Source organism: Saccharothrix sp. NPDC042600, assembly GCF_040647305.1.
In the GTDB taxonomy this organism is placed as follows: domain Bacteria; phylum Actinomycetota; class Actinomycetes; order Mycobacteriales; family Pseudonocardiaceae; genus Actinosynnema; species Actinosynnema mutabilis.
The window spans coordinates 130,916-150,193 of record NZ_JBEZBW010000002.1; the positions used below are offsets into that span (position 1 = coordinate 130,916).

A 19,278-nucleotide genomic window follows, 5' to 3' on the forward strand; every position below is an offset into this window, starting at 1 on the left:
TGCCGCGTAGCGCGAACACCCCTCCCGGTGGTGTCCCCACCACGGTTCGCGCTACGCGGCTCTTTCGCGTCCAGGGACGAGGAGTGCGGATGACGTCGGCGTTGATGCTCGTCGCGCACGGCAGCCGCGACCCGCGGCACGCGGCCACCGTCGCCGCCATCGCCGACCGGGTCCGCGCCCAGCGGCCCGACCTGGCGGTGGCGCCGGCCTTCCTCGACTTCGACCACCCCGGCCCACCGGAGTGCGTGGACGTCCTGGCCGCCGGCGGCGCCTCGGACGTGGTCGCCGTGCCGCTGCTGTTGACCAGCGCGTTCCACGACAAGGTGGACCTGCCCGCGGTGCTGCGCGCCGACCACGGGGTGGCGGTCCGCCGCTCCGCCGTGCTCGGCCCGTCCCGCCTGCTCGTGCGCGCCCTGGAGCGCCGGCTCGCCGAGGCCGGTGTGCGGCGCGTCGACCGCGCCTCGACCGGTCTGGTGCTGGCCGCCGCCGGCTCGACCGACCCCGACGCGGTGGCGGTGATCCGGCGGATCGCGCGGGTGTGGGCCAAGAGCGGGTGGCGCGCGGTGGTGCCCGCGTTCGCCACCGGGTCCTCCCCCACCGGCGTCCCCGCGCCCGAGGACGCCGTCCGGGCGTTGCGCGCGGACGGCGTGCGGCGGGTGGCGGTGGCCCGGTACGTGATCTGCCCGGGACGGCTGTCCGACCGGATCGCGCGCGGCGCGGCGGACGCGGACGTCGTGGCGGCCGAGCTGGGTGACGCGCCGGAGCTGGTGCGCCTGGTGCTCGACCGCTACCGGGCTACGGCGCGGCTTCGGCCGCGGGCCGCCGGAACCACGTGGTCCGGCAGTTCTCCCCTTCTCGCAGCAGACCGCGGTGGCGCAGCACGACCCGTTCCACGGGGCAGAAGATGAGCAGGTCGATGGCGATGCCGACGACCAGGATCAGCAGGATGGCCAGGAAGATGCCCGCCATGTCGGCGTTGTTGCGGCCGTTGTCGAGCAGCTGGCCCAGGCCGACGCCCAGGTCGGGCGAGGAGGCGATGATCTCCGCCGCCATCAGCGAGCGCCACGAGAACGCCCAGCCCTGCTTGAGCCCGGCCACGTAGGCGGGCAGCGCGGCGGGCAGCACGACGTGCCGGACGCTGCGCGCGCCGCGGATGCCGATCGCCCGCCCGGCGCGCAGGTACAGCGGCGGGATCTGGTCGATGCCCGCGATCAGGCCGTTGGCGACCGACGGCACCGCGCCCAGCAGGATCACCGCGTACATCATGGTGTCGTTGAGCCCCAACCAGATCACCGCCGGCGGCACCCACGCGATGGACGGCAGGGACTGGAGCCCGGACAGCACCGGCCGGACCGCCGAGCGCACCAGCGCCACCCGCGCGACCAGCAGTCCCAACGGGGTGCCGATGGCCAGCGCGAGCAGGAACCCGAACAGGCCGCGCGACACGCTGGTCCACACGATGTGCAGCAGCTCGCCGCGCAGCCACAGCTCCCGCGCGCTGGCCCACACGTCCAGCGGCGCGGGCAGCTTGTAGTCGTCGGTGACCCGCGCCCACACCAGGACCTGCCAGGCGAGCAGCACCAGCAGGAGCGCGAGCACCGGCGGGAACACCTTGCGCCGCAGCACGTCACCCACCGGCACGCGCCGCTGGGTCGGCGACTCCAGCGCGTCCAGCCCCGCTTCCAGGCGGGCCAATTCGTCCAGGCCGCCGTCGTCCCGGTGGTCAGTGCCGGCCATGCCGTCGGATCTCACTGCGCAGCACCTCGGTGATCTCGACCGACAGGTTCGCCACCGCGGCGTCCTCGTCGCGCCGCGGGTGGGGGATGTCGACGCGCCACTCGCGGGCGATCCGACCGGGGCGGGAGGACATCAGGACCACCCGTTGGGCCAGCCGCACCGCCTCGCGCACGTTGTGCGTCACGAACAGCACCGACAGGCCGGTCTCCCGCCACAGGCGGGTCAGCTCCTCGTGCAGCACGTCCCGGGTGATCGCGTCCAGCGCGGCGAACGGCTCGTCCATCAGCAGCAGGCGGCAGTCCTGGGCCAGCGCGCGGGCCAGCGCGACGCGTTGCCGCATCCCGCCCGACAGCTCGTGCACCCGCTTGCCGTGCGCGCCGCCGAGCCGGACCAGGTCGAGCAGGCGTTCCGCCTCGGTCCGGCGGTCGGCCTTGCCCATGCCGCGCAGCCGCAGCACCAGCTCGATGTTGCGGCCCGCGGTGAGCCACGGGAACAGCGCGTGCTCCTGGAACATCAGCGCGGTCCGGTCGCCGCCGGTGTCGATGGTCCCGGCGGAGGGCCGGTCCAGCCCCGCGATCAGGTTGAGCAGGGTGGACTTGCCGCAGCCGGACGCGCCGAGCAGCGTGACGAACTGGCCCGCCTCGACGTCGAGGTCGATGCCGTCCAGCACGGCGGTCGTCGTGCGGCCGGTGTGGAAGGCCTTCGACACCCCCCGCACCCGCACCCGGTACACCGGCGGCGCGGGCGGCGCCTCCACCGCGGCCGGGCGTGGCTTCGCGGACGTCATTTCGCCCCCAGACCGGCGTCGGTGACCTCGGGCCGGCCCGCGGCCCGCAGGACGTCGTTGAGCAGGCTCAGGTCGTACAGGCCGCGCAGGTCCGGCGCTTCGACCAGGCCGACGGCCACGGCGTGCGCGGCCTGGGTGGCCAGGGTCGAGGCCAGCGGGTCGTCGGTGACCTCGACACAGTCCCAGGCGCGGTCGATCACCTCGGCGGGCAGGGCCTTGCCGGTCAGCCGCCGCAGCGCGCCGTTGACCGACTCCTTCGCCTGAGCGGGGTTGGCGTTGATCCACGCGTTGGCCGCGACGGAACCGCGCAGCACGGCGGCCACGACGTCGCGGTGCTCGGCGAGGAAGCGTTGCGAGACAACGACGTTCGTGGTGGCGAACGCCCCGCCGGGCCACAGGTCGGACTCCTCCAGCAGCACCTTGGCGCCCTCGGCCACCAGCTTCGCCGCGGTCGGCTCGGGCACCCACGCCCCGTCGATCGCGCCCGTCCGGTAGGCGCTGGGCGCCTCGGCGTTGGCGGTGCGCACCACCGACACGTCGCCCCGGCCGCTGCGGGCGTCCACTCGCAGGCCCTGGTCGGCCAGCCAGGTGAGCAGGGCGACGTCCTGGGTGTTGCCCAGCTGCGGCGAGGCGATCCGGCGGCCCTTGAGGTCGCGCGCGGAGCCGATCTCCGGGCGGACCACCAGCCGCACCCCGCCGGACGCGGAACCGGAGATCACCCGCAGGTTCCCGCCGGCGGCCCGCGCGTAGCCGTTGATGATCGGCGACGGGCCGATCCAGCCGATGTCGACCGAGTCGGCGTTCACCGCCTCGATCAGCGACGGCCCGGCGTTGAACACCACGTCGGACACGCCGGTGCCGCCCAGCTCGCGGGCGAAGAACCCGTCGCGCACGCCGACCAACGGGGTCGCGTGGGTGAGGTTGGGCAGGTAGCCGATCCGGACGACGTCGACCGACAGCTTCGGGCCGCTCGCCGCGACCGGGGCGGGATCGGCGTCGCGCAGGGAGCCGTAGCCGCAGCCCGCCAGCACCAGCGCGGCGAGCACGACGGCGAAGCGCCGGACGCGCGCCGCCGAGGCGCCGCGGGCGGTGACCGCCATCCTCACCAGCTCCCGTCGGCCCGCGGCGCGGACCGGACCATGCCCGCGGTGAGCGTGGCGCCGTCGGACGGGTCGATCAGCAGGAACGACCCGGTGGACCGGCAGTCGGCGTAGGCGTCCACGGCCAGCGGCTCGGCGGTGCGCAGCGCGAGCCGGCCGATCTCGTTGACCGCCAACCGGTCCGCGGCCCGTCCACCCGTGCCCGCCCAGCGCGCGGCGTCCTCGACACCCGGCTGCACCTCGATGCCCTCGACGACCACCTTGACCGTGCGGGTGGCGGTCCGCAGCAGCACCCGGTCGCCCACCACGAGCGGCCGGGCCGCGACGTGGCACGCCATCGCGTCGACCGCCCGCGTCGGGGTCGGCGCGCTGCCGACCGGCGCGATGAGGTCGCCGCGCGCGACGTCCAGGTCGTCGGCCAGCCGGATGGTCACCGACTGCCGCGCCCACGCCGCCGGCACGCTGCCGCCCAGGGCGTCGATGCCGGTGATGGTGGTCGTGGTGCCGGCGGGCAGCACGGTGACCCGGTCGCCGACCCGCAACACGCCCGAGGCCACCTGGCCCGCGTAACCGCGGTAGTGGGCGTGCGCCGCGCCGCGCGGCCGGATCACGTACTGCACCGGGAACCGGCCGGGGAACGCCGTCGGGTCGTGGCTGACCGGCACGTCCTCCAGGTGCCCCAGCACGGTCGGGCCGCCGTACCACGGCATCCGGCCGGAGGGCTCGACCACGTTGTCCCCGGTGAGCGCGGCGATCGGGATCTCGGTGACCCCGGTCAGGCCGAGCGTGTCGGTGTAGGTCCCGAACTGCTCGGCGATCTCGCGGAACCGCCGCTCCGACCAGCCCACGAGGTCCATCTTGTTCACCGCCAGCGTCACGTGCGGCACGCGCAGCAGCGCGGTGATGGCCGCGTGCCGGCGGGTCTGCTCGACCACGCCGTGCCGGGCGTCCACCAGGATGATCGCCAGCTCGGCGGTGGACGCGCCGGTGGCCATGTTCCGGGTGTACTGCACGTGCCCGGGGGTGTCGGCGAGGATGAACCGGCGGCGCGGCGTGGCGAAGTAGCGGTAGGCCACGTCGATGGTGATGCCCTGCTCGCGCTCGTCGCGCAGCCCGTCGGTGAGCAGCGCGAGGTCGATGCCCTCGCCGCCGCGGTCGCGGGAGGCCTGGTCCACCGACGCCAGTTGGTCCGCCGGCACCGACTTCGAGTCGTGCAGCAGCCGTCCCACGAGGGTGGACTTGCCGTCGTCCACGCTGCCCGCGGTGGCGAACCGGAGGAGGGTGGTCGTCGTGCCGGGTGTCACCATGGCTAGAAGTACCCTTCGCGTTTGCGGTCCTCCATCGCGGACTCCGACAGCCGGTCGTCGAACCGGGTCGCGCCGCGCTCGGTCAGCCGGGACGCGGCCAGTTCGGCGATCACCGCGGCCGGGTCGGTCGCGTCGGACTCGACCGCGCCGGTGCACGACATGTCGCCGATCGTGCGGTAGCGCACCACCCGGGTCTCCACGGGCTCGTCGGCCCGCGGCCCGCCCCACCCGCCCGGCGCCAACCACATCCCGTCCCGGCGGAACACCTCGCGCCGGTGGGCGTAGTACAGGTCGGGCAGCTCGATGTGCTCGCGGTGGATGTACTGCCAGACGTCCAGCTCGGTCCAGTTCGACAGCGGGAACACCCGGACGTGCTCACCCGGCGCGTGCCGGCCGTTGTAGAGCTGCCACAGCTCCGGGCGCTGCCGCCGCGGGTCCCACTGGGAGAACTCGTCGCGCAGTGAGAACACCCGTTCCTTGGCGCGCGCCTTCTCCTCGTCGCGCCGGCCGCCGCCGAACACCGCGTCGAAGCGGTGCTCGCGGATGGCGTCGTTGAGGGGCAGCGTCTGCAGGGGGTTGCGGGTGCCGTCGGGCCGCTCGTGCAGCAGGCCGCGGTCGATGTAGTCCTGCACGGAGACGACGTGCAGCTTGAGGCCGCACTCGGCCACCACGCGGTCGCGGTAGTCCAGCACCTCGGGGAAGTTGTGCCCGGTGTCCACGTGCATCAGCGCCAGCGGCGGCGGCGCCGGCGCGAACGCCTTGAGCGCCAGGCGCAGCATCAGCACGGAGTCCTTGCCGCCGGAGAACAGCAGCACCGGCCGCTCGAACTCGCCCGCCACCTCGCGGAAGATGTAGACCGCCTCGGATTCGAGGGCGTCGAGGTGGGTCAGGGCGTAGGGGTCGTCAGTCCACTCGCTCACCGCTGCGGCCGTCGTCACAGGCGTGTGTCCTCTGTGGTGGTAGGGGTGGTCGGCCGGCCGGAGGGGGCGGTCGGCCGTGGAGCTGTCGTCGTCGGGTCAGGTGTGCAGGCCGCACTCCGTCTTGCCCAGGCCCGCCCACCGGCCCGCGCGGGCGTGCTCCCCCGGCCGCACCGGACGGGTGCAGGGCGCGCAGCCGACGGTGGGGTAACCGGCCGACAGCAACGGGTTGAGCAGCACGCCGTGCTCGGCGGCGTAGGAGTCCACATCGGACTGCGTCCACCGGGCCAGGGGCGAGACCTTCACCATGTCCCGCTTGGCGTCCCAGCCGACCACGGGCGTGTCGGCCCGGGTCGGCGAGTCCTCGCGGCGCACACCGGTGACCCACGCGTCGTAGCCCGCGAGGCCTTCGTCCAGCGGCGCCACCTTGCGCAGGGCGCAGCACAGGTCGGGGTCGCGGTCGTGCAGCCTCGGCCCGTGTTCCGCGTCCTGCTCCGCGACGCTCTGGCGGGGCACCAGGTTGACCACCGTCACGTCCATGAACTCCGCGACGGCGTCGCGGGTGCCGATGGTCTCGGCGAAGTGGTAGCCGGTGTCCAGGAACAGCACGGTGATCCCGGGCGCGACCCGGGACGCCAGGTGCACCAGGACCGTGTCCGCCATCGACGAGGCGACGCACAGCCGCTCGCCGAACGTGGTCGCGGCCCACTCCAGGACCTCCTCGGCCGAGGCCTCCGCCAACCGCCGATCCGCCCGCGCGGCCAGCTCGGCGAGTTCGGGGGTGTTGCTGCGAGTCATTGTTCGCAAACCACCTTCCACAGCCGAACTCCGCGTTGCGGCGGTGGTTCGGGGAACGTATTTCGAACAAAGGCGCCCGGTGTCAGCGACATTAGCAGCAGGCGCGGACGCGGTGCTGACAGCGCGCTGATCCGCATTGCGCGAGACCGCACCCCGCGCGTATCAGCAGCACGTCAGCGAGTGTCTGCGACAGTACCGCGGGAGGTGTGCTAATGCGCATGCCCAGGCACCGCGGGATCACCGTCCGTCTCCCGAAAGAGCGGGTACAAGTGTGAGGCTCCTCAATTTCCGACAAAGCCCGGCAGCAAGGGCGCTGGGGCTTGTTTCAGTGATTGTGACGGCCGCTGCGCTGCTCACCGGCGCCAATGCGGCCGGCAGCGAAGCGGTCCAGTGGACGACCAGCTTCAAGGGTTCCGACGGGACCACCTACACCGCCACCAACCACCTGCTCCCGGCGTCCCGGGGCGAGGGCCGGCAGTGGCTGCTCGCCTGGTCCGGTCCCGCGAAGCAGCCGGCGCCGGACTTCCTGGCGGTCATCGACGCCACGCCGAGCTCGCGCACCTACGGCAAGGTCGTCAACACCGTCACCGTCGGCCCCGGCATGGGCAACGAGCCCCACCACATGCAGTACGTGTGGCACAAGGGCGACCACATCTACGCCGGCGGCATCATCTCCGACACCACGTTCGTCTTCGACTCCAAGGCGTTGCCCGCGCTGCGCCTGGTCGGCGTGAACACGCCGATGGACACGCCGTGCGGCACCCTGCCGGACGCGTACCAGACGCTGCGCGACGGCACCGCGTACGCGACCTACATGGGCGGCCCGAACGTCGCCGGCCCGTGCACCTACACCAACGGCGAGGTCCGGATCGGCAACGGCGCGGCCGGGTCGCCCGGCGACATCGTGCTGATCGGCAAGGACGGCCGCACGCTGGCCGAGATCCCGGCGGCGACCAAGGAGGGCGAGGACCCGGCGCAGTGCGGCAACGTGCCGGCCCTGCCGCAGTCAAGCTGCGCCAACCCGCACGGCATCGCGGTCCGCGAGGACCTCAACGTGCTGGTGGCCAGCGACTTCGCCGAGGCGCGCAACTTCATGACGCCGGACTCGCCGCTGCGCGAGGAGCTGGCCCGGCAGACCGTGCGCGTCTTCGACATCACCAACCGCACCAACCCGACGCTGAAGTCGGTGTCGAAGGTCGCCGACGGCCCGCGCTCGGTCCTTGAGGAGAAGGCGTTCTTCAAGGAGTCGCGCGTGGTCATGGAAGTCGCGATGACCAACAAGCCCGGCCACAAGGGCGCTTTCGTGTCCTCCATGGCCGGTGGCGCGGTCTTCTACACGCCCGACATCACCGCGCCCGCGCCGCAGTGGCGTGAGGTGTTCGACGACACGACCGCCTACAAGCGGTTCCACCCGGACGGTTCGGTCACCGGTGGCGGCGACAACTCCAGCTGGCTCGCGGTCAGCCCGGACGACCGCTTCCTGTTCCACGCGGTCATGGGCCAGTCCATCCCGTACGGCGAGCCGTTGGACAAGACCACCGGCATGATCTACGTGCTGGACATCCGCAAGCTGCTCGACTCGGGCGACCGGGTCCGGTGCAGCGTGGACGAGCTGCGCGAGGTCTACGCGGGCGGCTCCGAGCGCGACTGCCCCGAGCTGACCGCGGTGGTGCCGATCCGCGACACCAGCGACGGCGGCCCGCACTGGGGCGCGATGGACAACTTCGAGCGCGACCACCGGGGCATGTACCGGGAGACCGAGCACGTCAAGCGCTTCGCGGTGTCCAACTACTTCGTCGCCGGCTCCTTCGGCGGCGGCGGCGACCACCGGGTCTGCATGTTCGACATGAACCGCGCGGGCAAGGTGGAGCTGGACAAGAAGTTCCGCGACGAGCGGACCGGCCGGCCCTGCGTCAGCTTCAACCGCCCGTCGTGGCCGCACGGCGACTACGGCGACAGCCAGCCGCACGGCGTCCTGTTCGCGGTCAGCGACGGGAAGCTCAAGTGAGTGGATCGGTCTCCAACCAGGTGTCCGTGCTGATCGCTCAGCACGGGCACCTGGACCGGCCGGCGGTGGCCGCGGACAAGGCGGCGGTCGTCGCGATGATCGTCGCCGGTCTCGCGGCCGTCGCCGCCGCGGGCGTCGTCCTGCTCGGCCGGGAGCTGCCCCGCGGGCGGTTCGTCGCCGCGCTGGCGGCCTCGCTGGCGGTGGCGACCGGCGCCCTGCTGGTCAGCGTCACCCGGGCCGAGGACTCCGGGCTGTTCCCCGACGCGGGCACGCCCCGGCTCGGCGCGCTCGCGCTGGCCGGGAAGCAGGTGCCGGTGCTGGTGGTGCCGAACCGGCCGGGGTTCAACCTGGTCGCGGTCGGCGCGGCGGACGCGGGCGCGGGCACCGACCGCGACCGCCTCACCGCGGGCGAGCGGCGTCCGGGCAGCGCGCACACGTGGGTGGCCGTGGACCTGCCGGCGGGCCCGAGCAAGCTGTGGGTGTCCGCGGGCGGGGCGACCGGCGCGCTGGACGTGGACACCGGTTCCGACGCCGCTCCCGCGCGGGCGGCGCTGCGCGGTCCGGACGGTCCCGAGTGCGCCAGCGCCGTCGTGGGCGCGTTGCTGGCCAACGGTGACGCCGCGGACGCCTGCCCGTCCGACGGTCTGTCGGAAGCGGACGCCGAGGCGTTGCGCACCACGGTGGACTTCCTCGCGGGGCGCGGTGAACGCAGCCTCGCTTTGGTGTCCGACGAGTCGCCGCGCGGTGTCGCGGCGGCCGGCGAGGTGCGGTCGGCGGCGCAGCGCGCCGGGCTCACCGTGACCGCGCCGGACGGCACGAACCGACCGCTGGTCGTCGTCGCCGGGTGGGCGGGCGCGGAGGCCGTCGTGCGCGACGTGGACACCGGCGCGGTCGTGGCGCAGAGCACCTACCTCGCGCCGTGGCTGCTCTCCTCCGCGTTGCTGCGGCGGGCCAGCGGCCAGCAGATCCCGTTGCGCTACCCGCCGCGCGACCCGGCCGCCGGCGACTACCTCGCCGCGCTGGCCGCCCGGGTGCCGGGCGAGGCGCCGAGCGCGGCCGGCTACCTGGCCTGGCACCAGGCGCGCGGCCGGTCGGTCGCGGCCGACCCGGTGCGCCTCTACGCGGTCGCCGCCGCGCCCTACATGCCCGGCATGGGCGGCGTGACCGCGCACGACCACGGTTCGACCCCCGACTGGCTGCCCGGCGGTCTGATCATCCCGGTGACCGGGCCGCTGCCCGAGAGGTGAGAGGGGCCACCCCCACGATGACCGACACGTCGACACCCACCAAGTCGCAGGGCCAATGGGCGCTGGGACAGCGAGACGCGCTCAACCCCAACGAGAAGTTCAAGGCGGAGGAGAACCCGCTGCTCGTGCGCGACCGGATCGAGCGGGTCTACGCGCGGGAGGGCTTCGCGGCCATCCACCCCGACGACCTGCGCGGCCGGTTCCGCTGGTGGGGCCTCTACACCCAGCGCAAGCCGGGGATCGACGGCGGTCGCACCGCCGTGCTGGCGCCGGAGGAGCTGGACGACGAGTACTTCATGATGCGGGTGCGCAGCGACGGCGGTCAGCTCGACCTGGCCCAGTTGCGCGCCATCGCGGACATCTCCACCCGCTACGCCCGCGACACCGCGGACGTCACCGACCGGCAGAACATCCAGCTGCACTGGGTGCGCATCGAGGACGTGCCGGAGATCTGGCGGCGGCTGGAGGCGGTCGGCCTGTCCACCACCGAGGCGTGCGGCGACTGCCCGCGCGTGGTGCTGGGCAGCCCGGTCGCCGGGGTGTCGGCGGACGAGGTCGTGGACGCGACCCCCGCCATCCGGGAGATCGTCGACCGCTTCGTGGGCGACCTGTCGCTGTCCAACCTGCCGCGCAAGTTCAAGTCGACCGTGTCGTGGCTGGCCGACGTGCCCTACGAGGCCAACGACGTGGCGTTCCTCGGCGCGGTGCACCCCGAGCACGGGCCGGGCTTCGACGTGTGGGTGGGCGGCGGCCTGTCCACCGCGCCGATGCTGGCCCAGCGGCTGGGCGCGTGGGTGCCGCTCGCCGAGGTGCCCGACGTGTGGGTGGCGATCACCCGGTTGTTCCGCGACTACGGCTACCGGCGGCTGCGGCACCGGGCGCGGCTGAAGTTCCTGGTCGCGGACTGGGGCGTGGAGCGGTTCCGGGCGGTGCTGGAGGAGGAGTTCCTCGGCCGCCCGCTGCTGGACGGCCCGCCGCCCGCGCTGCCCGCGACGCCGATCGACCACATCGGCGTGCACCGGCAACGGGACGGCCGGCACTACGTCGGCGTCGCGCCGGTGGTCGGGCGGGTGTCGGGCAAGCAGCTGACCCAGCTCGCCGACATCGCGCAAGCCCACGGGTCCGGGCGCGTCCGGCTCACCGCGTACCAGAAGCTGCTGGTCCTCGACGTAGCCGACCCCGAGCCGCTGGTGCGCAACCTGCGGGCGATCGGCCTGGAGGCCGAGCCGTCGCCGTGGCGGCGCAACACGATGGCGTGCACCGGGATCGAGTTCTGCAAGCTCGCCGTGGTGGACACCAAGAACCGGGCCGCGACCCTGGTGGCGGAGCTGGAGGAGCGGCTGGCCGACCGGCCGGTGGCGTTGAGCGTGAACCTCAACGGCTGCCCCAACTCGTGCGCCCGCGCCCAGGTCGCCGACATCGGCCTGAAGGGCATGCTGGTCACCGACGCCGACGGCGCGCAGGTCGAGGGCTTCCAGGTGCACCTGGGCGGCGGCCTGGGCATGGCGGAGAGCCAGGGCGGCGGGTTCGGCCGCAAGCTGCGGGGCCTGAAGACCACCGCGGCCGAGCTGCCCGCCTACGTCGAGCGGCTGAGCCTGCGCTACCTCGACGGCCGCGTGGACGAGTCCGAGTCGTTCACCGATTGGGTGGCGCGCGCGCCCGAGGAGCAGTTGCGCTGAACGGCGGAACTCTGACACGGCACTGATACGGCCGCCGATGGACGTGGCATCGGCGGCCGTATGTGGCTTTACTGCACGTAGCAGACCGCCGACAGGGAGGTACGAAACACCGATGTCCGACGACAAGACCTTGCAGGTGCTGAACCAGTTCAACGCGGCGTTCCAGAAGCACGACCCGAGCCTGCTGGAGGGACTGCTCGCCGAGGACTGCGTCCTGGAGAACTCGGGACCGGCGCCGGACGGCTCGCGGCACGAGGGACTGGCCGCGTGCCGGGAGTTCTGGTCGGCGATCGCGGCGGACGCCAACAACAACTTCGAGCCCGAAGAGGTGTGGGCCTCCGGTGACCGGGGCATCATCCGGTGGAAGCTCACCTGGGGTCCCGGCCCGAACGACCACGTGCGCGGCGTCAACCTCATGCGCCTGCGCGACGGGTTGATCGTCGAGGGCATGGGCTACGTCAAGGGCTGAGCCGGTTCGCCGCGGCCGGGCCGCGAGGGGGTTTCCCACCCCTTCGCGGCCCGGCCGTCGCACGTGTGGGCGGGATCGCAGACCGATCGGTCCACAGCCCTGCCGGCGGTGTTAATCTGGATCTCATCAGGGATTGGTGTGTAGCCGGATCCGAGGAGCACACATGGCGCGCCGGCAAGCCCCCGACACCAAGCAGCGGATCCTGGCCGTCGCCGCGCGGCTGTTCGGCCGGCACGGCGTCCGCTCGGTCGGCATGCAGCGGCTCGTGGACGAGACCGGCCTGGGCAAGAGCCTGGTCTACCGCGAGTTCAGCAGCAAGGACTACCTGGTCGCGGAGTGGCTGAAGGAGACCGACGCGGCCTGGGGCGAGTACGCCGACGCGGCGACGCGGCCGTACGAGGGCGACCCGGCCCGGCAGATGCTGGCGCTGGTGGAGTTCATCCACGACAGCGTCCTGGCCGACGACTTCTACGGGTGCGTCTTCTACAACACGATCGCCGAGTTCCGCGACGAGGACCACCCGGGGCGGCGGGCGGCCGTGGCGCACCTGGAACGCGTGCGCGCGCTGTTCGCCCACTACGGCCGCGAGGCCGGGGCCGAGGACCCCGAGGGCCTGGCGGACACGCTCCTGCTCATCATCGGCGGCCTCCTGGTCAACGGGACGGCGTTCGCCGGCAAGGGCCCGGCCGAACACGCGGTCCCGACCGCGGCGGCGATCATCCGCCAGGCGTGCCCGGCGACCGCCGGCGCCGCCACACACTGACCCGCGCGAACTCGGACCCGCACTGAGCCGCTCGGGCTCGGCGAGGGGCGAGCCGCCGGCCGCACCGCCGCCCCCCGGCCACCACAGCCGCGCGGCCGGCCCACGGCCGCCGGGCCGATCGCACCGCCGGCCCAACGCCGCGCAGCGGGCCGCACGCCGGCTCACCGCCGCCCAGCCGGCCGCACCGCCGGCCAGCGCCGCGCGCCGGCCCACCGCCGCCCAGCCGGCCCACCCGCGCCCAGCCGCCCCACCGCCGGCCCACCACGGCCGCTGGCCCACCGACGACCGCGAGGCCGGAGCCGAAGCCCCGACCTCGCGGACACGCGTCACCTCACCGGCGGGCGGTCACCCGGCGGCTCCGCCCGGCGACGCCTCCAACTGGTGCGGCCACGGGATGACCCGCTCGGGCCGGGCGGGCCGGGTGGCGACGCCGTCGGTCTCGTAGCCGTCGTTGTAGACGAACGACTTGGGCAGCTCGTCGTGGAACTGGTAGTCCGACAGGATCCGCCCGTCGTCGTCGAGCACCAGCAGGTCCTCGCCGCGCATCTCGGTCTCGCCGGTCGCGGCCAGCACCATCATCCAGTTCAACCGGACCAGGTTGTGGTGGCCGACCGCGTTGTGCGCCGAGCGGAAGACGTACCCCATCGGGTCGTAGATCTCGTGCGTGTACGCCAGTTGGTCGATGATCGCCTCGTGCCCGACCACCGGGTCCTTGCGGTAGAACACGTAGGTGGCGTCCGGCGCGTACAGCTCCAGCACGCCCTTGCGGCGGCGGTCCGGGTCGGTCTCGTTCCACAGCGCCACGTACCGGTCGGCGAACTCTTCGGGGTCGAGGGTCACGGTGTCCTCCGCGGGGAGTCGGTGCGGCCGGTGGTCTGCGGTGTCCCGTACTGCTCGCGCAGGACCCGGCGCAGGAGCTTGCCGGTGGGGTTGCGCGGCAGGGCGTCCACGGGCACGAACCCGGTGGGGATCTTGAAGTCGGCGAGCTTGCCGCGCAGGAAGCGGACCAGCTCGCGGGGCGGCACGGCGGCGTCCGGGCGGAACACCACGGCGGCGCGCACGGCCTCGCCCCAGTGCGGGTCGGGCACGCCGAACACGGCGACCTCCACGACGTCCGGGTGGTCGCGCAGCACGGCCTCCACCTCGGCCGGGTAGATGTTCTGCCCCGCCACGATGATCGTGTCGTTGACCCGGTCGACCAGGAACAGGTGGCCGTCCTCGTCCAGGTAGCCGAGGTCGCCCATCCGCAGCCAGTCCCCCACCAGCGCGTCGGCGGTGGCCTCGGGCAGCCGCCAGTACCCGAGGAAGCGGCCCGGGGCGCGCACCAGGACCCGGCCCAGCCGCCCGGCCGGCAGCGGCGCGCCCTCGTCGTCCACGATGCGCACCTCGTTGCCGGGGCACACCAGGCCGGCCGAGCCGAGCACCCCGCTGTCCGGGGTGTGCGCCGCGGGCGGCAGGACGGTCACGAAGCTGCCCGCCTCGGCCGACGAGTAGCCCTGCACCAGCTCGCAGCCCATGACCTCCATGCAGGTCAGCAGGAGTTCCCGGTCGATCGGCGAGCCGCTGTAGACCACCTTGCGCAGCGAGGCGAACGTCTTGCTGGTCACGCCCCGCTCGGTGATCATCATGCGCATCATCGCGGGAGCCGCCCACAGCATGGTGATCCGTTCGCGCTCGATGATCCGCGCGGCCTCGTCGGCGATGAACCGGCGCATGATCACCGTCGTCGCGCCGACGTTGAACGAGTGGAAGAACCAGCCGAAGCCCGCGGTGTGCAGCGCCGGGAAGCAGCTCAGCCCCCGGTCGGTCGGCTGCCAGTCGATCCAGTCGACGCCGTGCCGCCGCATGTCCGCGATGAACGTGAAGAACGTCCGGTGCGCCAGCACGACGCCCTTGGGCAGACCGGTCGTGCCGCTGGTGTAGAGCTGGGCGACCGCGTCGTCGCGGCCGGTGCCCGGCGTGAGGTCGGTGTCGGGCCGACCGGCCTTCCACTCCAGCAGGCCGCCCGCGACGTGCGTCGGGCTGTCCAGCGCGACCACCGTGCGCAGGGCGGGCAGCGTGGGCCGCAGCCGGTCCACGACGTCGCGGAAGGCGTTCTCCACGAACAGCAGCTCCGCGCCCGAGTCGCGCAGCACGTGGTCGATCTCGCGGGGCGTGAGCCGCCAGTTGATCGGCACGAGCACGGTGCCGCTCTTCGCGCAGCCCAGGGCGATGTCGAAGTAGTGCTCGGACTCCATGCCCAGGTAACCGACCCGCGTGCCGGGCGCCAGGCCCTCGGCCAGCAGGGCGTGGGCGGTGCGGTTGCTCTCGGCGTGCAGCCGCCCGAACGTCAGCGAGCGGTCCTCGCAGACCACCGCCACGGCGTCCGGCCGCAGCGCGGCGTGCAGCGCGGACCGCGCGGTCAGCGTCTGCTCCTCCTCCAGCGGGGCGTGGACGTGCTCGTCAAGGCCGGTGATCTCAACCCCGGTCATCATCACCTCCGGTGCGGGACCCGACCGGGTCACCCGCGAGTTGGCGGTCGAGGAAAGTGGCGAGCTGGTCGACCGTCGGCCGTTCGAGCACCGCGGACAGCGGCAGCGTCAGGCCGAGCCGGGACTGGAGGCGGTCCTTGAGGTCCACGACCACCAGGGAGTCCACCCCGAGTTCGAGGAAGGTGGTGTCGCCGTCGACCCCGTCCGCCTCGTCCATGGACAGCAGGTCCGCCAGGGTGCGGCGGATGACGTCGGCGACGGGCGCGCCCGCCACCTCGTGGGTGCCGGTGCCGGTGCTGTTGCCGGTGCCGGTGCCGGTGCTGTTGCCGGTGCCGCGGCCGGTGCTGTTGCCGGTGCGGCCGTCTCCGTTTCCGTTGCCGCCGTTGCCGTCGCGGGTGGCGGCGGCCGGTTCGGACGGCGCGCGGGACAGGCGCACGAAGGCCATGCCGGACAGCTCCAGCACCGGCGTCCCGTCCTCCAGCAGGACGGCGTCGAGCGTGAACGCCGGGCCGCGCTCGGGCCTGGTGAACCGCAGCACCGCGCGCAGCAGCCGCGCCCGCGGCTTCTTGAACACGCGCACCCGCCTGATCCCGGTGGCCACGTAGTTCTCGCCGTCGTCGGCGAACGCCGCGAGGCCGTGCGTCACCCCGTCCACCAGCGGCGGCGGCAGGTGTTCGGCGGTGGACAGGCCCTCGCCGGACAGCTCGCACACCGCGAGGTCCGCGCCGTGCCGCCGCACCTCCCGCGCCCGGGTGAACTCAGGGCCGTAGTCCAGACCGGCCCGCAGGTAGGCGGCGCGCACGTCCTCCGCGCTCAGCACCTGGTCCGGCGCGCCCAGCTCGTCCAGGCGGCGCAGCAGTTCCCGGCCGGTGTCGGTCAGGGCGGGCGCGTCCGGCGCGCCCAGCACCGCCGAGGCGCACCGGCGTTCACCGGAGTCGTCCTGGCTGTGCACATCGACCCGCCACGTGCCGTCCGCGCGGGGCGTCGCCCTGGTGCGCAGGCCGGTGGGGCGCTCGTCCAGGAACACGGCCTCGTGGAAGCGGAGGTCCTCGACCGGGCGGCCGGTGTCGCCGTGCAGCTCGTCGGCCAGCGCGAGCAGGACCTCGACGTGCGCGGCGGCCGGCAGGAAGGGCTTGCCGCCCACCCGGTGGTCGCCCAGGTACGCGGGCCGGGCCGCGCTGATCCGGCTCGTGAACTCCCGCGCCGGCGCCCCGGTCGGCACGGCCGAGCCGAGCAGCGGGTGCCCGGTCGCGAAGGCCTCCGCCGAGCGCCGGGGCAGCCCGTAGCGGCGGCGGTCGAAGGCGTAGGTCGGCAGCGCGACCCGCCGCCGCTGCCGGCCCTCGTGCACCGCCGCCCACGCCACGTCCACCCCGGCCACGTAGAGCTGGGCCAACGTCTCGCGGATGGTCCGCGCGTCGGTGTCGCGGGGGCTGAGCGAGGCCAGCCACCGGTGGTCGTCCTCCGGCACGCACTGGCGCGCCAGCGCGGTCAGCACCCCGGCCGGCCCGATCTCCAGCATCACGTGCCGGCCGCGCTCGGCGATGGCGGCGACGCCCGCCGCGAAGTGCACGGTGTCGTTGACGTGCCGGACCCAGTACTCGGGCGTGGTGATCTCGTCGACCGCCGCGGGCGCGCCGGTCGCGTTGGAGACGACGGTCAGCTCCGGCTCGTGGAACTCCACGCCCGCCAGGAACTCCCGCAGCTCGTCGGAGGCCGCCGCCACCAGCGGGGAGTGGAACGCGCTGGACACCCGCAGCGGCTTGACCGCGGTGCCCCGCTCGCGCAGCGCCTCGACCGCGGCGGCGAGCGAGTCCGCGCCGCCGGAGACCACGCACTGGCGGGGCGCGTTGACCGCGGCGACCGCGAGGTCGGGCCACCGCCGCAGCAGCGGGGCGACCTCCTCGACGGGCGCGGTGACCGCGGCCATCCCGCCCGCGTTGGCCACCGACTCGATCAGCCGGGCCCGGGTGGCCAGGAACGCCACGCCGTCGGCCAGGGAGAACACGCCCGCGACCGTCGCCGCGACGACCTCGCCGACGCTGTGCCCGATGAGCACCGCGGGCTCGACCCGCCACGACCGCCACAGCGCCGCCAGCGAGTACTCCAGCGTGAACAGGGCGGCGTGGGCGAACCGGGTCTCCGCGATCACGTCGCCGGCGTCGGGCGCGCGGCCGAACATCAGCTCGGCGATCGACCGGCCCAGGTGCGGCCGGAACAGCGCGTCGCACTCGTCGACCCGCGCCCGGAACGCCGGGTACCGCTCGTAGAGCACCTCGCCCATGCCGACGTGCTGCGACCCGGACCCGGTGAACAGGAACGCGGTCCGGCGGAACGACTCGCGCGGGCGCACGCCCGGGACGGCCGCCGCGCGGTCCAGCAACGCGGTCAGCTCGGCGTGCGAGCGCACCTCGCCCGCGACGCGGTGCCGGAAGTGGGCGCGGCCGGCGTTGGCGGTGAAGCAGAAGTCGGCCAGGTCGAGGTCCGGGTGCGCGACGACGAACTCCCGGTACCGCTCGATCTGGCGGCGCAGCGCCGTCTCGCTCTTGGCCGACAGGGTGAACACGTGCCCGGTGTCGCGCGGCAGCTCGCGCGGCGGCGCCTCCGGCGCGGGCGGCTGCGGGGCCTCCTCCAGCACCGCGACGCCGATCGCCCCGGTGACGCCGAACCCGTTGACGGTGGCGCGGCGGACCGGCGCGTCCCACGGCCGGACCTCCGTCGGCACGGTCACCGAGTAGTCGTGCCACGGGATGCGGCCCGACGGCGCGTCGATCAGGCTCGGGAAGAACACGCCGGCCCGCAGTTGCAGGATGACCTTCATGACCGCGCCGACGCCCGCGGCCGGCTCCATGTGGCCGATGTTGGACTTGAGCGAGCCGACGGTCAGCCGGTCGTCGTGCGACCGGGTCCCGCCGAACACGCCGTGGATCGAGCTCATCTCGATCGGGTCGCCCAGCGGCGTGCCGGTGCCGTGCGCCTCGACGTACTGGATGTCGGCCGGCTCCAGGCGGCTGTTGGCCAGCGCCGTGCGCATGACCGCTTCCTGGGCCACGCCGTTGGGCGCGGTCAGGCCCGCGCTCTCGCCGTCCTGGCCGATGGCGGTGCCGCGCACGATGGCGAGCACCGTGTCGCCGTCCTGCCACGCGTCGGACAGCCGCTTGAGCACCAGCACGCCGCAGCCCTCGGCGCGGGCGTAGCCGTCGGCGGCGTCGTCGAAGGCCTTGCAGCGGCCGTCGGGCGAGAGCATCCGGCCCTTGGACAGGATGATGAACGAGCGCGGGTCGTGCAGCGCGTTGACCGCGCCGCACAGCGCGATGTCGCTCTCGTGGCGGCGCAGGCCCTCCACGGCCAGGTGCAACGCCGTCAGCGACGACGCGCACGCGGTGTCCGCGGTCAGGCTGGGGCCGCGCCAGCCGAGGAAGTAGGACAGCCGCCCCGACAGGGAGTAGGCGCCGGAGCCGGTGGCCATCGCGCCGTCGAGCTGGTCCACCCCGAGGGTGCCCAGGCCGAGCGCGAAGTCCAGCGGCGACGCGCCGACGTACACCGCGCCGTTGCCGTGGCGCAGCGCCGTGGGGTCGATGTTGGCGTTCTCCAACGCCTCCCACGCGGTCTCCAGCAACAGCCGCTGCTGCGGGTCCACGAACGGCGCGGTCTTGGGCGGGATGTTGAAGAACTGCGCGTCGAACTCGTCGACGCGGTCGAGGAAGCCGCCCGCGACCGTGCCGATGAGCCCCTCGACGTCCCGGTCGGCGACGTCCCAGCGCTCGCGCGGCAGCGGGCGGATGCCCGACCCGCCCGCGCGCAGGAACTCCTCGAACCCGTCGAGGGTGTCGTTGCCACCGGGGAAGCGCAGCCCGGTGCCGACGACGGCGATCGGTTCGAGCCGTTCCAGGACGATCTTCTCCAGGCTGCGCTGCTGCTGCTGGATGGTTTCGTAGGCGGCCAGCAACTCCGCCCGGATCGTCGCGACATCCTCGTCCGGCATGGCCGGCGTCTCC

15 protein-coding genes are annotated in these 19,278 nt (G+C 73.8%); 6 read left to right on the plus strand and 9 right to left on the minus strand.

Annotated elements, in window-relative coordinates; translation table 11 throughout:
* Positions 1 to 89: 89 nt before the first annotated feature.
* Positions 90 to 908 (plus strand): sirohydrochlorin chelatase, encoded by an 819-nt coding sequence (locus tag AB0A74_RS02550; protein WP_358247130.1) that lies wholly within the window; start codon positions 90 to 92, stop codon positions 906 to 908.
* Here the strand turns inward: AB0A74_RS02550 and AB0A74_RS02555 are convergent.
* The 6 genes from AB0A74_RS02555 to AB0A74_RS02580 form a co-directional block, all read right to left on the minus strand.
* Positions 796 to 1,737: an ABC transporter permease gene (locus AB0A74_RS02555; RefSeq protein WP_358247131.1), complete on the minus strand. Its 942-nt coding sequence runs from the start codon at positions 1,735 to 1,737 to the stop codon at positions 796 to 798. The two genes, AB0A74_RS02550 and AB0A74_RS02555, sit on opposite strands and share 113 nt — an antisense overlap.
* Positions 1,724 to 2,524, minus strand: a complete 801-nt coding sequence (locus AB0A74_RS02560) for an ABC transporter ATP-binding protein (protein WP_358247132.1) — start codon at positions 2,522 to 2,524, stop codon at positions 1,724 to 1,726. Before AB0A74_RS02560 ends, AB0A74_RS02555 begins: the two co-directional genes overlap by 14 nt.
* Entirely contained in the window at positions 2,521 to 3,624 is a 1,104-nt protein-coding gene (locus tag AB0A74_RS02565) for an ABC transporter substrate-binding protein (RefSeq protein WP_358247133.1), read from the minus strand. Before AB0A74_RS02565 ends, AB0A74_RS02560 begins: the two co-directional genes overlap by 4 nt.
* Positions 3,625 to 3,626: 2 nt before the next feature.
* The gene (locus AB0A74_RS02570; RefSeq protein ID WP_358247134.1) at positions 3,627 to 4,931 is read right to left on the minus strand and encodes a GTP-binding protein; all 1,305 of its coding nucleotides are present in this window, start codon (positions 4,929 to 4,931) and stop codon (positions 3,627 to 3,629) included.
* Between the two features lie 2 nt (positions 4,932 to 4,933).
* A complete protein-coding gene (gene cysD / locus AB0A74_RS02575) occupies positions 4,934 to 5,851 on the minus strand; it encodes a sulfate adenylyltransferase subunit CysD (RefSeq protein WP_358247135.1) in 918 nt (305 codons plus the stop codon).
* A gap of 96 nt (positions 5,852 to 5,947) precedes the next feature.
* Positions 5,948 to 6,646 carry a phosphoadenylyl-sulfate reductase gene (locus AB0A74_RS02580; protein ID WP_358247136.1) on the minus strand — a complete coding sequence of 233 codons (699 nt, stop codon included), beginning with the start codon at positions 6,644 to 6,646 and terminating at the stop codon, positions 5,948 to 5,950.
* Between the two features lie 334 nt (positions 6,647 to 6,980).
* On the opposite strand from AB0A74_RS02580, the gene AB0A74_RS02585 reads away from it, so the two are divergent.
* From AB0A74_RS02585 to AB0A74_RS02605, 5 genes are all read left to right on the plus strand, one after another.
* On the plus strand, positions 6,981 to 8,654 hold the full coding sequence (locus AB0A74_RS02585) for a hypothetical protein (RefSeq protein WP_358247137.1): 1,674 nt from the start codon (positions 6,981 to 6,983) through the stop codon (positions 8,652 to 8,654).
* Positions 8,651 to 9,901, plus strand: coding sequence for a hypothetical protein (locus tag AB0A74_RS02590; RefSeq protein ID WP_358247138.1), 1,251 nt, complete (start codon positions 8,651 to 8,653; stop codon positions 9,899 to 9,901). Before AB0A74_RS02585 ends, AB0A74_RS02590 begins: the two co-directional genes overlap by 4 nt.
* Before the next feature lie 17 nt (positions 9,902 to 9,918).
* On the plus strand, positions 9,919 to 11,580 hold the full coding sequence (locus AB0A74_RS02595; protein ID WP_358247139.1) for a nitrite/sulfite reductase: 1,662 nt from the start codon (positions 9,919 to 9,921) through the stop codon (positions 11,578 to 11,580).
* A 112-nt stretch (positions 11,581 to 11,692) separates the two neighbouring features.
* On the plus strand, positions 11,693 to 12,049 hold the full coding sequence (locus tag AB0A74_RS02600; protein WP_343931785.1) for a nuclear transport factor 2 family protein: 357 nt from the start codon (positions 11,693 to 11,695) through the stop codon (positions 12,047 to 12,049).
* A gap of 163 nt (positions 12,050 to 12,212) precedes the next feature.
* A complete protein-coding gene (locus AB0A74_RS02605; protein WP_358247140.1) occupies positions 12,213 to 12,812 on the plus strand; it encodes a TetR/AcrR family transcriptional regulator in 600 nt (199 codons plus the stop codon).
* 345 nt (positions 12,813 to 13,157) lie between these two features.
* Here AB0A74_RS02605 and AB0A74_RS02610 read toward each other — a convergent pair whose 3' ends face one another.
* Genes AB0A74_RS02610 through AB0A74_RS02620 form a run of 3 tightly spaced genes read right to left on the minus strand, consistent with a single transcriptional unit; the run spans position 13,158 to position 19,265 of the window.
* On the minus strand, positions 13,158 to 13,652 hold the full coding sequence (locus tag AB0A74_RS02610) for a nuclear transport factor 2 family protein (protein ID WP_358247141.1): 495 nt from the start codon (positions 13,650 to 13,652) through the stop codon (positions 13,158 to 13,160).
* Complete coding sequence (locus AB0A74_RS02615) at positions 13,649 to 15,283, minus strand: long-chain-fatty-acid--CoA ligase (protein ID WP_358247142.1); 1,635 nt, start codon at positions 15,281 to 15,283, stop codon at positions 13,649 to 13,651. The genes AB0A74_RS02610 and AB0A74_RS02615 overlap by 4 nt, the downstream gene beginning before the upstream one ends.
* Positions 15,270 to 19,265, minus strand: coding sequence for a beta-ketoacyl synthase N-terminal-like domain-containing protein (locus AB0A74_RS02620; protein WP_358247143.1), 3,996 nt, complete (start codon positions 19,263 to 19,265; stop codon positions 15,270 to 15,272). Before AB0A74_RS02620 ends, AB0A74_RS02615 begins: the two co-directional genes overlap by 14 nt.
* Positions 19,266 to 19,278 lie beyond the last annotated feature (13 nt).